This window comes from Rothia sp. HMSC068E02 (assembly GCF_001813565.1).
In the GTDB taxonomy this organism is placed as follows: domain Bacteria; phylum Actinomycetota; class Actinomycetes; order Actinomycetales; family Micrococcaceae; genus Rothia.
Map to the genome: position 1 here is coordinate 948195 of NZ_KV812882.1, position 15492 is coordinate 963686.

The 15492-nt window shown below is 56.8% G+C and carries 9 protein-coding genes; 1 reads left to right on the forward strand and 8 read right to left on the reverse strand.

Annotated features, from left to right (window positions below):
- Nucleotides 1-101 precede the first annotated feature (101 nt).
- From HMPREF2919_RS09145 to HMPREF2919_RS05425, 8 genes are all read right to left on the reverse strand, one after another.
- Nucleotides 102-2219, reverse strand: coding sequence for a hypothetical protein (locus HMPREF2919_RS09145; RefSeq protein WP_141754841.1), 2118 nt, complete (start codon nucleotides 2217-2219; stop codon nucleotides 102-104).
- 352 nt (nucleotides 2220-2571) lie between these two features.
- Nucleotides 2572-2823 (reverse strand): hypothetical protein, encoded by a 252-nt coding sequence (locus HMPREF2919_RS05395; RefSeq protein WP_049327135.1) that lies wholly within the window; start codon nucleotides 2821-2823, stop codon nucleotides 2572-2574.
- A 229-nt stretch (nucleotides 2824-3052) separates the two neighbouring features.
- Nucleotides 3053-5314, reverse strand: coding sequence for an aconitase (locus tag HMPREF2919_RS05400; protein WP_246824053.1), 2262 nt, complete (start codon nucleotides 5312-5314; stop codon nucleotides 3053-3055).
- Entirely contained in the window at nucleotides 5271-5696 is a 426-nt protein-coding gene (locus HMPREF2919_RS05405; protein WP_070666685.1) for a hypothetical protein, read from the reverse strand. Before HMPREF2919_RS05405 ends, HMPREF2919_RS05400 begins: the two co-directional genes overlap by 44 nt.
- 109 nt (nucleotides 5697-5805) lie before the next feature.
- A complete protein-coding gene (locus HMPREF2919_RS05410) occupies nucleotides 5806-8202 on the reverse strand; it encodes a primosomal protein N' family DNA-binding protein (RefSeq protein WP_070666688.1) in 2397 nt (798 codons plus the stop codon).
- A 33-nt stretch (nucleotides 8203-8235) separates the two neighbouring features.
- The gene (gene metK, locus HMPREF2919_RS05415; RefSeq protein WP_049353130.1) at nucleotides 8236-9441 is read right to left on the reverse strand and encodes a methionine adenosyltransferase; all 1206 of its coding nucleotides are present in this window, start codon (nucleotides 9439-9441) and stop codon (nucleotides 8236-8238) included.
- A gap of 198 nt (nucleotides 9442-9639) precedes the next feature.
- Entirely contained in the window at nucleotides 9640-11580 is a 1941-nt protein-coding gene (gene uvrC, locus HMPREF2919_RS05420; protein WP_070666691.1) for an excinuclease ABC subunit UvrC, read from the reverse strand.
- 189 nt (nucleotides 11581-11769) lie between these two features.
- The gene (locus HMPREF2919_RS05425) at nucleotides 11770-12450 is read right to left on the reverse strand and encodes a lysophospholipid acyltransferase family protein (protein ID WP_049359481.1); all 681 of its coding nucleotides are present in this window, start codon (nucleotides 12448-12450) and stop codon (nucleotides 11770-11772) included.
- Between the two features lie 623 nt (nucleotides 12451-13073).
- On the opposite strand from HMPREF2919_RS05425, the gene HMPREF2919_RS05430 reads away from it, so the two are divergent.
- Entirely contained in the window at nucleotides 13074-15491 is a 2418-nt protein-coding gene (locus HMPREF2919_RS05430; RefSeq protein WP_005509139.1) for a nitric-oxide reductase large subunit, read from the forward strand.
- Nucleotide 15492 lies beyond the last annotated feature (1 nt).

Sequence of the window (15492 nt, forward strand, 5' to 3'; positions counted from 1 at the left end):
TATATCCTATACGCAAATTATCCCATTATTCATTCAAAATGAGTTTACGTGCATAATTCCATAAAGAAACCATGCACGTAAACTGATTTATAGATTTGCATTTATTTTCTATTCTTGAATTTCACCAAAAAAATTTTTTTCACGAAGTAGAACAATATCAAAGAAGCAAAAATAAATAATGTAAATTTAATCAAGTAATTAAAAAAATCAAATATTGTAGAAGAGAACAAAGTGGCAAAAGGAGGTATTAGAGACACTACTATAAATTGAAAAAATCCATATACAGGAAAATTATTCTTGTCTATAGCTGTCGCAACGGTCATATCATTCAATGTTCCTGCCCCTACCAGACTAGGGTACCGACGGTAAAATCGAAGTTCAAGCATTTTAATAAGGTTATAAAGTATATACCCCCCACAATAAAGCAACCAGGAATAAAATATGATTAACGGAAAATAGACTACGGCAATCCAAACTAAAGAAGATTCATTCCGATTAGAATCTTCAAGAATAACGTAGAACAAAAAAGTTCCAACAACTTGAGCCAGGCAATAGATTCCCCACAGCCACCAAGAACTATAGTCTTTAGATAAGAAAACTTTTGGATCATTCCCAGACAAAGAACAATCTTTCAAAAATTTATTTAAACGATCGCTTTTAAAATAGTATTCCATATTATGGGAATAAATGAATCTTCTATACACAACCTCCAAGAGAAACTTGCCCAGATGGGTGTTTTCACCGTTTTTGTCGGAAAAGATTGGATTACCGAGCATCTCTTGCCCAACTTTATTTGAATAAGCAAATCTTGAAGTATTTCCAACAATGTCAGAAACATAGTAGAATTCACGATGGCTACTTGTATTTAAAGAATTGAAATTTGGAACTCTAGGATTATAGTAAATGAAATTGAGGATTAACACGAAAATTCTGCAAATCACCAACATGGCGATGCAAAAAATCACCATATATGCAGAACTAATCAAAGTCAAATCATATGAAAAATTGAAGTGGCAAAAATCTATGCTTATTTTTTTCTCTGGCTTAAACTTCCAGTTCTGGAGATAGTAAAAGCGCGACCCCAGTGAAGGGTTATAAAATAAAATAATTAAGTTATACCAGAGGTTAATCCATGAAGTAGCGTATAGAAAAAATGCAAAAACCAAAATTACTGGAAATATAATTTTGGTGACTAAATATGATTCTTTATATTTTTTTATAACAAGCATTGGACCAAGGCCGCTTCCCAACCCACAAAGAGAAACACGCTTACTACTATTGGATTCCAAATATTTTACCGTAGATTGACGTGACAATGCTTCATACGATAAGTAGCCCCCCATAGAATGAGCCACAATAAGTACATTTTTCGATTTATTTAGAATATTCATTATGTTGCTTGAAACTCTATCTATTTTTGCAGAATCGGAGCCCGCGGAACATGCTTTAATCTGTCCGTACAACTTGCCAATCATGGCAGAATTATAAAATATAACAAAAACGACCCACAACCCAAATAATAAGGAAATAAATGGACGTATAGCATTATAGACAGCAACTATACTATCTTCGTGCCCGTCATCTTGCGATATTTTATTTACAGAGCTAAAATCAGATAGTAAAAATGCTGAAACTAGTATGAGTGCAATAGTTGATGGCCTAAACTGGAGCAACTTTAAGAAAAATATCTGAATAACACCCAATATGATTAAAATATTATCTACCAAGCACGACAAAAATTTATTTGAAATATATTTTAAATATTTCTTCCTGGCTGCCTTTTGCATCAATTTTATTTTTTTTAATCTGTTTCGAAATTTTCTCTTTGATGATGTCGTTGAAAAATCGTTTTCTCCTCCATGCCAATACACTTCACGCAATGCGACTTTTTTAGAGTAAGCCCCTGATAGCTGAATATCAGACTCTACGAGAGGTGATTTTTTACCAACTTGGCCTTTTTTAGATTTATTATTTAATGCTTCAATCTTTAACCCATCTTTTTCCCATTCTTTCTTAAGGGGGTTAACCATAGCTTTGAAAGTATCACCTGGTTTTTGGTCCCCGATTCCATGAATAAATAAAATAGCCTGGTCGTATTCTGCGGTAGTTTCCCCAGTATCACTAGTCATTGAAGATTCCGGTAGGTTGTCTAATGAACCAGCAACCGAACCAGTATCCTCACCCAGAGGCTCCCCTGAGTCCTGCGGCGTATCTGCCATAGTTTTCCTCCTTGAAAATAGGTGTAAACGAGTGTTAAATCAAACGATTGCAGCTGACAACCAGTTGTCAGCCTCACTCATTATAGAACAGCTCTCCTCCAGCTCCAGTCTGAAGAGTACATCCACAAGCATTTATCCTTCTTGCACAGGATATTCATCGCCCGTCATACTAAGAGCTACTAAACACAGGAGCAATAAGTGAAGTTTCCTGCCCGTCTCTTCCCATCAAAACATTAAGCTACTCTTCCTTGTGCCGTAGTGCGAGGCTATTAACAAATAGTCAGCCCGAAAAGCAGAAATGCTGCCGCACTCACGAGGAGTGCAGCAGCATTTCCAAAGCTAATTATGCAGGCTACGCCATAGTTGCGTAGAGACCACGTTCAGCGTCCTTACGAGCCAGCTCGTAAGCGTGACCGTACGCGTAGAAAATCTTTGCGTCATCCAGCTCAGCGAAGCGCGCCAAGTAGCGGTAAACAGCTCCTCGTTCTGCGCTGGTCATATCGGAAAGCAACACGGGGTCCGGGTGCATGACGCCGTAATTGTGTACAGAAGCAGACCCGCCGCATGCAGGTTCGTATGCGGGGGCGATCATAGTCTGAGTCACCAGTATTCATCTTTCGTTGGTGCGCACGGTTGTGAAGCGTGCGCGAAGTTGAGTGATAGATACCGCCAATACCACCTCGACAAGCGCCGAAATAGTATCCGCAGTGCTGAATATATTACCGTGGATACGGAGACTACGCTAATTAGGAGCACCTAGAGCTGCCATCAACCACTAAATGCACAAAGGTGCATAAAATGGCGGATGTGAGCCCCCACCGAACGGGACTAATCTACATCCCGTTCGCCTGTGCTGTACTGGTCTGGACTGCATAAGTTTGCGACGCGCCCTTCTCCCCTGCGCTCGCCACGGCTTCATCTTCGTCATCGTCCTCGTCACCGTCAAGACCCAGAAGAGCAGTCACCATCGGCAAAGGATTGAACTCGCTCAGCTGACCCGTACGGTCCACCTTGCGCATCATGAACGCACGCTGCAAACGCCGCTGAGTCCACGGCGAAAGCACCATCATCAGCAGCGCCTCCACCACAAAAATGCTGACCAGAATCCACAGCAGCAGATCCGAAGAACCCGCCTGCTCGCGCAGCTGCTGAGCATCCGCCACCAGACGGTCAAATCCCTCCGAATGCAGGCGCGAGGTATCAAGCCCCGTCAACGCGGACAGGCTCACCGGCGACGCCACATTCAGAAGCACCGACAGCATCAGCAGAAGCACCGCATACAGCCCGTAATGCATGGTGCGCATCAGCTTCTTCACACGCGCAAAACCGCGGTTCAGTTCCGCACCAATATCGGTAAAAGCCGCCGCCTTCTGCGCCTGCTCACCCTCCGGCATCATGTGCGGCACCAGACGGTGCGAAAGCATCAACGGCACCGGCGAACACGCATCAAAATACTGCATGTGACTATTCACCGACGGGCCCGGCAGGGTCACAAAGCTGACGTCCACATCGGCGGGCTGAGTAATATTCGACCTGCCAATACTGTCACCACGAGCGGAAATCTCGCACCGGTCAGCCACATCAAGATCCTGCAACATCGGCGCGTAGGCGCGCACATACAGGTGGCAGGCGCTACGCACCGACATCATGAGCACCAGAATCAGCGCGCCCCAAAACGCCACGGAAGCGGGCGTTAGCTCAGGAACCGCGCCCTCAACACGCAACTGAGCCAGCAGTAGCATGAACACCGCGTACAGCATGAAAACGCCATGCACGAAAAGCAACGGAATCAGCCACTTCACGTAGGCGCGCGTGCCGTACGGGTTGACCAGACGCACGTCTTCCGGGGTGTTTACCGAGGTAGTTGAGGAGGCGCTTTCCCGGGCGCTCTTGCGGCCAATACGCGCCCTGCCCTTGAAGGCACCCGGCACGCTCGCAACCAGAGGCACCACGCTCAACGCCAGGGGCACCAGCATCGTATAGTGCAGCAGCGAACGGTACGGACCAAACAGCAGGGATGCCTCCACCAGCCAGGAGAACGCCGCAACCGCGCTCACCCACAGCAGCATGGCGCGGTTACGGTAGCCGCCCGCGGCATCCAGGTGCCCCGGAATGTCGTTGCGGTCACTAGCGATAATGCTAATCGGGACCACGCCACTACCCAGGCCGTAGAAGAAACGAATCGGCTTCTTACCCGCCGCCGCACGACGACGCAGCAACTCATAGCTCAAATACCCGCCCTGCGAATGAGCAATAATGCCCACCGCATCGCTACGGGAACTCAAATCGTCCAGCTGACGATCCAGACGCGCATAAATACGCTCCAAATCGCGCGACTCCGGGCTGGTTGCCGTCTGAATCAGCTGCGTCGGAATAGCCTTCACCAGCGCCCACAGCTCACGGGCACGACGAGCCAAAACCCAGCCCACAATACCCAGGCCGAGTGCCGCTGCCAGACCCGTAAATGCACCCTGCGGAGTGCCCAGGGACGCCACAAAAGCATCGCGGAACGTCATGAGCGCCATAGCCGCCAGCACCAGCCACAGCGCCACGTTCACAAACCGCGCCGTAGAACGTAGCAGGTGCCCGGCACGCTCACGCCAGGTCGCGCCGGGGCGCTCGTAGTAGAAGCAGAACATCAAAAACAGCGGCAAAACCGTCGCCAACCAGGGCAAATGCTCCTTCAACGGGCGGTAATGCCTGGGCCGCCAGAAGCCCTCTTGAAAAAGGAGGCTGCGGCGAGTGACCGTGCGAACCGGGCGCGGCTTCGGCTGAGGCAGGCGCGGAAGCTCAAGGTTCGGCAGCTCGATGTTCGGGAAATCGATGTTCGGGAGCTCTACCTTGGGAAGCTCAATTTTCGGCAGATCAATCTTAGGGAGTTCCACCTTAGGAAGTTCTACCTTTGGCAACTCCACCTTGGGCAGCTCGACCTTGGGCAACTCAACCTTCGGAAGTTCAATTTTCGGCAGACTGATTCTTGTAGATTCTTTGGGCTCGGAGGCTTCGGCGGGTTCTTCCTGCGCGGAGTTCTCTTCAACCTGCGGGCTTTCCTCAACCGGGTCGGCAGGGGTCAGCAGGGTACTCCGTGCGTTCAATCGTCAACGAATACGTCAACTCGCTGTGGTGGCTCAGCGGGTTCACCTCGGCGGCAAGCGGGAGGGTATCGCCGTCAGGAATCACCTCAACACGAACCCGCGCAGAATCCTCCGCGGCGGGGTTCTCTTCGGAGAGCGCGACAGAATCCGTGTTCAGCGCCAGCAGAGTCTGCACACTATGCGCCACCGGCTTGCCAAAATACGCGAGCGTCTCGCCGTGATTCTGGTAGCCGATACCGTGAACCAGCAGCACCGCCGCATCATGATGCTGACCCTTGCGGTGCAGGGCACTCTTCGGATGCGCAGAAGCATACTCAGCCAGCCGCCGCTGCTCACCATCAGGCAGCGCACTACCCTTCAGCAGATGAGGCACCTTCGACACGCCTCTCACCTCCTCGCCTCTGCGCACAGCGCGCCCGCAAACCCGCGTGCCAACGCCCAACCCGGGGCAAAACCGCCCCTCACTAGAACACTACAGCACGACTAGAAAATCACAGCACGTCCAGGCCGTCACAGCGAATCTGAACCGGCCGCTCCCCCACGTTCTTCTTCAACGCCGCAATCGTTGCACGCGTAGCACGCAACTCACGGGTCACCTGCTGGGCAATGCCGTACGAAAAGAACATCAGGGTACGCCAATCGCCCTGAACCGGCGCCTCCTCAGAATCCTCCTCAAGAGACTCCGACCAGGCAAAATACCCCTGATCCAGAGGAACCGGACCCACAATACGCAACTGCTCACGCACCCGCTCCGGCAACGCAGAAGAGCCCAAGAACTCCTCCATGAAGGCGCGAACATCCGCCTCCGCACCGGTCACCGCAGCCGTACGAACTGCCGGAGGCAGACCCGTCTGAGCGCGCTCCTCCAGCTCCTGACGAGCAAACCACGCCGGATCCCAACGCACCAGCGCCTGCTCCACCGGCGACGGCGAAGCAGTCGTCACCACCGTACCCTCAAGAGCCGCCGGACGCACCAATGCCGCCGCGTTCAACCAGCGACGCAACGCCGCCTCCGGAGCACGCAACGAATCAAAACGAAGCATCTTATCGGCATCCAGAAGAAGCGCCGCTGCATAGCCACCAAAAGCCACCGGCTCAGCACCCGGAGTCGCCACCACCAACGCAGGCTCAGGACCAACCGACGCGCGCACATGATCACCCGCCGAAGAAATCACCGGAACATTCGGGAACGCACGACCCAGCTCCTCAGCAGTACGAGTCGCACCCGCAGCCGAATAACGCCAATGCGTAAAACCGCACTCAGAACAACGCCACTGCTGCGCCAAATGACCGCACCACGAACACGACGGAACCGACGAACCCGAAGCCACCGACAAAGGCCCCCTACACTCGCCACAACGCGCCGGCATGCGGCAACGCTCGCACGAAAACGACGGAATATAACCGCTACGCGCCACCTGCACCAACACAGGACCACGCGCCAACGCCCGACGAGCATGCTCAAACGCCAGGTGCGGAATACGCGCCATCGCCGCTAACGGGTCACGCGCCAACTCAAACTCCGAACCCGTCGAAAAAATACGCGGCGAATAATCACGCACCAACGCACGCGGCGCACGCACATGAGACGCCCAACGGGTACGCACCAGACGCGCCGCCTCACTACTCATGCTGAACCCGGCAAACAGCGCCGCAGTATTCTCAGCAGAAGCACGCAGAAGCAACACATCACGGGCATGACAATACGGGGCGCGCTGCTCCACCAGCGAAGAATCGCCGTCATCCCAGCACACCACCAGGCCCAGGTTCGCCACCGGCGCGTATGCCGCCGCGCGGGTACCAATCACCACCGGCACCCGACCCAAACGCGCCTTCACAAAACCGTGATAGCGAGTATGCGGAGTCGAATCAGAACTCAAACGCACAAACGCGTCAGCCGGTAGACGCTCGGCGAGCGCCGCCTCCAGAAGATCCAGGTTCTTAGCGGTCGGAACCACCGCAATAGCGCCGCGACCACTGGTAGCAGCAGCCGCGAGTGCGGTCGCCAAAACATCCGCCCACGTGTGCTCCAGGTGGCCGGGAAGAACCGTCATCACGGCGCGAGTCGCAGCACCGGCAGCAACATCTTCAATGAACTCCGCGCCGTTCTCGTAATCAGAGAAGACGGAGGCGGCATCCGGCGCGTCCGGGTTCAGCGCCGGCGGGTCCAGCACGAAGGGTGCGGGCGCGCCGGGGGTGGCAAGCCACGCGTACGGGTCGGTAGCGCTGGAGACAGCGGCACTGGAGGCAGCGGCGGCGGTAGAAGGCTCAGATTCCGCGTGCTCCGGAGCCGCGTTCTCGGGAGCATCGGAAGTGCTTACCGGGGCAGAATCACCCAAATACGCCGACTCGTACCCCGGCAGAAGAGGCGCGTACTTCTTATCCAGCGCGGCAATGCGCGGCGGCACCGCCAGGCGTAGCACGTTCGCCACCGTGGAGGCGTAACGGTCAGCAAGCGCCTCGGCAAGCGCAAAAATTTCGGGCGCAACAGAGGGCACACGCGACAGCACCGACTTGAGCGGCAGCAGCGAGGTGCGCGTCCAATCAGTCGTGGCGGTGCGCTCCTCAATGTAGCCGGTCATCTCGTGGCCGTTGAACAGCACGCGCACGCGGGCGCCGGGCACCGCATCCTCACTCAGCTCGGCGGGCACGCGGTAATCAAACGTGCGGTCCACCTGCGGCAGGGTGCTATCCACGCGCACACGCGCCACAGGGTTCGGCACGCCGCTCGCCTCCAACTCGGCGGCAACGTTCACCGGCTCCGGGGCAGCTGGAATCAGGGCATCACGAAGAGCAGGAAATCCCTGCAACAGGTCAAGCTGTTGCAGGGATTCCTGCTGAGCACCCAACGGTGCCGAAAAGTTCGATTCAGAACTGCTCTGAGTCACCCGAATCAGCGTGCTCCTCTACCCTGACAGATATTAGGAGGAGGACACTGCCGAACGCAGTGCATCCACGCGGTTCAGGCGCTCCCAGGTGAATTCCGGCTCGGTACGACCGAAGTGGCCGTGAGCTGCGGTCTTCTTGTAAATCGGGCGGCGCAGATCCAGTTCGTTAATGATTGCCAGCGGGCGCAGGTCAAAGACCTCATGCACAGCCTTCTCAATCTTGATCGGGTCGACCTTCTCGGTGCCGAAGGTTTCAACGTACAGACCGACCGGCGCTGCCTGGCCGATAGCGTACGCAACCTGAACCTCGGCGCGGTCGGCAAGACCGGCACCCACAATGTTCTTCGCAACCCAACGCATTGCGTACGCTGCGGAACGGTCCACCTTCGACGGGTCCTTACCGGAGAACGCGCCACCACCGTGACGAGCCGAACCGCCGTAGGTGTCCACAATAATCTTGCGGCCGGTCAGGCCCGCGTCACCCACGGGACCACCCTGAACGAAGCGACCAGCGGGGTTCACAATGAACTTAGCGTTGGAGGAATCCAGCTCGACGCTGCCCAGAACCGGTGCGATAACGTGCTTCTCAATATCTGCACGCAGGTCAGCCAGGTCGTAGCTTGCGGTGTGCTGGCTCGAAACAACGACGGTGTCCACGGAGACAGGCACGTTGTTCGAATCGTAGCCGAGGGTCACCTGAGTCTTGCCGTCGGGGCGCAGCTCGGTCAGCAGGCCGTCCTTACGGACCTTGGTCAGACGCTCAGAGAGGCGGTGCGCCAGCCAAATCGGGGCGGGCATCAGCACGTTCGTCTCGTTCGAAGCGTAACCGAACATGATGCCCTGGTCGCCCGCACCCTGGCGGTCGTACTCGTCAGCAGCAATACCCTGACGAACCTCGAGGGACTCGTACACGCCGGCGTTAATGTCCGGGGACTGCTCGCCAATGGACACGGACACGCCGCAGAACTCGCCGTCGAAGCCGCGGGTGGAGGAATCGTAGCCGATGCCCAGAATGGTCTCGCGCACGATGGAGGGGATTTCGACGTAGCTGGAGGTGGTCACCTCACCCGCAACGTGCACCTGCCCGGTGGTCACCATGGTCTCCACAGCAACGTTCGCTGCGGGATCCTGGGCGATGATGCCGTCAAGGATGGCGTCAGAAATCTGGTCACAAATCTTATCGGGGTGGCCTTCAGTCACCGACTCGCTGGTGAATAGGCGCAGATGGTTATTACTCACGGTTTCCACTCTACTGGTTGAGGGCGCGCGAAGATAGCGCGCTCGTAATGATGACGGTTTCCTTCAATTATGACACGTTTGTTAAGCGCCATTACGAGGCGGGGTGCTACGTTCACACCCCGGGCGGGCCTTCACCCAGCGCCAGCCAGAGGATTAGGTCAGCGCCAGCAGGCACTTAGGCCAGCGCCAGCCAGAGGATTAGGTCAGCGCCGCAAGAATCTTCTGAGCCAACGCCGGACCGATACCCGGCACCGCAGTCAGCTCCTCGGCGCTCGCCTGCTTAATCTGAGCCACCGACCCGAAATGCTTAATCAGCGCGGAACGCTTCACCTCGCCCAGACCGGGCACCTCATCCAGGGCGGAGGCGACCATCGCCTTACCGCGCTTGGAACGGTGGAAGGTGATAGCGAAACGGTGCGCCTCATCGCGGATGCGCTGCACCAGGTACAGCGCCTGCGAGGTGCGCGGCAGCACGACCGGGTAGTCGTCGTCCGGCAGCCACAGTTCCTCCAGGCGCTTAGCGATGCCGGCGACGTACACGTCCGTAATGCCCAGGTCGCTCAGCGCGGCGGATGCGGCAGCCACCTGCGGCGGGCCGCCGTCCACGAGCACCAGGTTCGGCGGGTAGGCGAACTTCGCAGGCTCGGGCGTGGAGGCGTCAATCTCGCCGGAGTGCACGGGCGCGGCTTCGCGTTCCGCCTGCTGCGCCAGGTGCCTCTTGAAGCGGCGCGTAATGACGTCGTACATGCTGGCGGTATCGTCACGCGCGGCGTCGCCGGTAATGCTGTAGGTGCGGTAGGCGTTCTTCGCGGGCATGCCGTCCTCAAAGACGACCATGGAGGCAACCACGTTCGTGCCCTGCACATGCGAAATGTCGTAGCACTCGATGCGCAGCAGCGGGTCGGGCAGTTCCAGCGCCTCCTGCAACTCCACAAGGGAGGCGCTGCGGGTGGTCAAATCGCCGGCACGGCGGCTCTTGTGCAGGGTCAGCGACTGGCGCGCGTTCTCGGCGACCGTCTTCATGAGCTCTGCCTTGTCGCCGCGCTGCGGGACGCTAATCTCCACGGGGCCGCCGCGCACCTCCGCCAGCCAAGACGCCAGTTGCTCCTTATTCTCGGGCTCCACCGGCACGAGCACGGAACGCGGAATATCGTAGCTGTTCAGGCTCTTCTCGGCGTCCTTCTGGGAGGCGAGGCTCGCCGCGATATCGCTGTACACCTGCGCGATCAGCTGCTCGATGAGCTGCGCGTCGGTGCTGTCGTTGACCTTCTCCACAATCCAGCCGCGCTGGCCACGAATCCTGCCGCCGCGCACGAAGAACACCTGAACGGACGCCTCCAGGTCGTCCTCCGCGTAGGCGAATAGGTCGGCATCCACGGTCGCGCCAAGCACCACGGCGTTACGCTCAAACGCCTTAGTCAGCGCGGCAATATCGTCACGAAGAATCGCGGCGCGCTCAAAGTCCATATCAGCTGCGGCGGCTTTCATTTCCGCGGTCAACTGGGCGATATGCTTCTCAGCGCCACCACCCATAAACCGGGTCAGCCCGCGCGCCAACTTGCGGTGCTCCTCGGCGCTAATCTTGCCCACGCACGGCGCCGCGCACTTATCGATATAGCCGAGTAGGCACGGCCGGCCGCTATTCTTTGCGCGGTTAAACACGCCGTTCGTGCAGGTACGCACCGGGAAGACGCGCAGCAGCGCATCCAGGGTTTCACGAATCGCCCACGCCTGCGAATACGGGCCAAAATAGCGCACGCCCTTACGGCGCTCGCCGCGGGTCACCATGGCGCGCGGGTACACGTCATTGACGGTAATCGCCAGGCACGGGTACGACTTATCGTCGCGGAACGCAATGTTGAAGCGCGGCGAAAACTCCTTAATCCAGGTGTATTCGAGCTGCAGGGACTCCATCTCGCTCGCCACCACGGTCCACTCAACGCTCGCCGCCGTATGCACCATCGCGTAGGTCTTCGGGCTCAGCGTCTGCGGGGACGCAAAATAGTTGTTGAGGCGGTTGCGCAGGTTCTTCGCCTTACCCACGTAGATGACGCGGCCGTCGGCATCGCGGAAACGGTAAACACCCGGGTCGGTGGGGATTTCGCCGGGGGCGGGGCGGTAGCTGGAAGGCTCTGCCATGGGTACTTTCTCCTCGCTCTACTGGGCTTTCTACTGGACTTTCTGCGGGGTTGCCGCTGCTGGGGCTACCGGGGACATCCCAGGCTCACGCATACGACAAACCGCGCATCCTGCACCCATCTCCCCCAAAGCGCGGGGTCGGTGTGTGAATGCGCGGTTTAAGTCTACGCGGTATAGGCGGCGAGTGCCCTAGCCTGCGTCACGTGCGGCTGAGGGCGAAACGTTGTACTCGTGCTTTCGTGCCTGACCGGACAGCTGAGCAATCTCATTCATGATCGTGTCGGTGGTGACGCGGCGCTGCTTGCCGGTCATCTTCTCGCCGGTCTTCTCAAAGTAGAGCGGCTTGCCCACACGAATCGTGAAGCGGCGCGGGTAAATCATGTTCGAGCCGGGCTTCTGCAGGCGGTCGGTGCCAATCAGACCAACCGGAACCACGGGCGCGCCGGTCATGTGCGCCAGCCACGCCACACCAATCTTGCCGCGGTACAGGTAGCCGTCGCGGGAGCGGGTGCCCTCGGGGTAAATGCCGAAGACCTTACCCTCCTGCAGCTTCTCCAGGGCAATATCGAGTGCCTTGAGCGATTCGGAACGGTCGGAGCGGTTCACGGGAATGATGTCCACGGCTTCGAAGAATGCCTTCATCATCTTGCCGCGCGGGCCGGGGGTGTTCACGTACTCAGCCTTGGCGAGGAACGCCACGCGGCGCGGCATCATGGCGGAAATAATGATGGAGTCCAGGAAGGACAGGTGGTTGGAGGCGACAATCACCGGGCCGGTGGCGGGGAAGTTTTCGAGTCCGGTCACGCGGGCGCGGAAGACGGTGCGCAGGATTCCGGTGACTGCTTTCTGGGTGGATTTGTAGAGAAGCACGTGAACTCTCCTGAGGTGCCGATAGATTGCGGGCTGTGGCGGCGGTCCGCCGTGGGTGCGGGGTGAGTGGCCCCTTCTGAGGGTACACCGTGTGGGTGCACAGAATCTGTACTGAAAAAATTTGTACTGTGTTTAGTAGTACCGAGTTTTATTATTCCACACCCGAGTGTAGGAACGTGAGGGGTGCCGCATTCCCCTTCCACATGCTGGGATGCGCCTCCCACCAATAATTTCGGCAAGATTTCCGGTAGAAGCTCAAGTAGAAGCCCGAGTAGGAACCCGAGTAAGAGTCCTGATTGAGGGAGCCTGCATAGCTTCCGCCCTATGTTCCCCCGTTGCAGGCTGGTAAGTAGTCACGGAAGCTAAGGATTCAACCTCAACGTAACATTCGAACTTTTTTGCCTTGTAACTGTGGCTTTTATGCCTGAATACGCCTGTCATATTGTGACGATACGTCAGCAAAGTTTCGTAAATACGCATTTAATATGCAAAAATGAGAGCAGGGTGGGCTGTCGCACCTCCCTCAAGGACGATTCACCCTGAACATAGTGAGCCGCCCCTCCAGCGGATGTGCGTCGGAACCACTCCACCTACACAATCCACGCACACTGGAGACATACACTATGGCTACAAAACCCGTCTCGCGTGCGCAGGCAGCAAAGATTGCCCGCCGCTCAGACACGGTCGGTGCCTATGCCGGAAAAGGCTGGGTACAGGCTGTTGCGTTTGTGATGCTCCTGGGCTTCACCATTATGGCAGTCCTTGCAATGCGCACCTACGCACTCTCCATGCCGCTCCCCGATAAAATCGTCGGCAACGACGGCAAAACTATCGCAACCCAAGAACAGATCCTGCACGGTCAGGAACTGTTCCAGGGACGCGGCCTGCAGCAGTACGGATCCGTCCTCGGCCACGGTGCCTACCTCGGCCCCGACTACACTGCAGAATACCTGCGCCTGACCACCGATGCTGCTGTCAAGGAGTACCGTGAACAGGGCAAGCAGGACCCCCGCGAGCTCGTCAAGAACGAGTGGCGCAAGGAGAACAAGTACGACGAGCAGACTAAGACCATCACCTGGTCCGCTGGTGAGACCAAGGGCTACCAGCTCATGCTCAAGCACTACCGCGAAACCCTGATGAAGGGTGACACCTCGCAGGGCCTGTTCCCCAACGCCATTAAGAACGACGAAGAACTGCACGACATCGTCGCATTCTTCGGCTGGACCGCGTGGGCATCGGCGGCAGACCGCCCCGACCAGCCCTACTCCTACACCAACAACTGGCCCTCCGAACCCAACGTGGACAACAAGCCCACCGCGGATCTGATGGTCTGGTCTGCACTCTCCCTGATTGCCCTCATCGGTGGTACCGGTCTGATGTTCGCCATCTACGGCCGCTGGTCCCGCGCTATCGGCTGGCACGCGGAAGAGGCACCCGTCCTCGACTTCCGTCAGCCCGACGAAGTTCGCCTGACCCCCTCGCAGAAGGCAGCCTGCCTGCTCTTCGCAACGATCCTGGTGCTGTTCCTGCTGCAGGCTCTGGTGGGTGCGCTCACCGAGCACTACCGTGAAGAACTCACCGGATTCTTCGGTATCGACATGGGCCAGTTGCTGCCCTACACGGTATCCCGAACCTGGCACCTTCAACTCTCCCTCTTCTGGACCGCAGGCGCGTTCCTGGCGGGCGGTATCTTCATCGCCCCGCTGATTACCCGCCGCGAACCCAAGAAGCAGGGTCTGCTCACCTATGTTCTCATCGGCGCCGTGGTCTTCGTGGTCCTCGGCTCGCTGCTGAACGAATGGTTCTCTCAGAAGGGCCTCATCCCCAAGGAATTCACCGGCTTCTTCTCGCAGCAGTGGGAGTTCCTGGACCTGCCGCGATTCTTCCAGATCCTGCTCACCGCGGGTATGTTCATCTGGATTGTCATCGTCTGGCGTACCCTCTCTGCTCGCCTGAAGGGCTCGAAGAAGACCTCCCTGCCGTGGCTGTTCCTCTTCTCCGGCCTCGCCATCCCCATGTTCTACGCGGTCGGCCTGCTCGCAGGTCAGCGTACTCACGTGACCGTCGCCGAATTCTGGCGATTCTGGGTGGTTCACCTCTGGGTGGAGGACTTCCTCGAACTGTTCACCACCGTCATGGTGGCGTACATCTTCGTGCTGCTCGGCGTGGTCCGCGAGCGCATCGCGATCTCCATCATCATGATGGACGCCGTGCTCTACTCCGCCGGTGGTGTGATCGGTACTCTGCACCACACCTACTTCGTCGGTACCCCCTCCGAGCAGATGGCATTCGGTGCGTTCTTCTCGGCTGCTGAGGTTATCCCGCTGACCTTCCTGACCGTTGAGGCGTGGGGCTTCATGCAGCTGGGTGCTCGCCAGTACTCCAACCGCACCAAGCCTTTCCCGCACCGTTGGGCTGTCATGTTCCTGATTGCTGTGGGCTTCTGGAACTTCCTCGGCGCAGGTGTGTTCGGCTTCCTGATTAACCTGCCGATCGTGTCCTACTTCGAGATTGGTACCGCGCTGACCGCAAACCACGCACACGCATCCATGATGGGTGTGTACGGTATGCTCGCAATCGCGTTCGCTGTATTTGGTCTGCGCTACCTGATCCCTGAGGACAAGTGGCCTGAGAAGGGTCTGAAGTTCTCCTTCTGGACCCTGAACATTGGTCTGCTGTGGATGTCCTTCATCTCGCTGCTGCCGCTGGGTATTGCTCAGCTGTACAAGTCCGTGGGTGAAGGCTACTACGAGGCTCGTTCCTTCGCGTTCATTCACGACGGTGCTTCCGCCGTGATGGGTTGGATGCGTATGCCCGGTGACGTCATCTTCCTGGTCGGCATTATCCCGCTGATTAAGCTGGCGCTGCTGGGTATCAAGGAGATCTTCTCCAAGAACGCTAAGGAAACCGTCCTGGAGCTGCCCGAACCGCCGCTGTACGAGGTGGTTGAGGACGCTCGCATCGCAGAGTTCGCCGGCGCTAAGGCTGCCGAGGAGCTGCCCGAGCAGACCAGCCCCTACCGTAGCGATCGTCGAGGCTAAC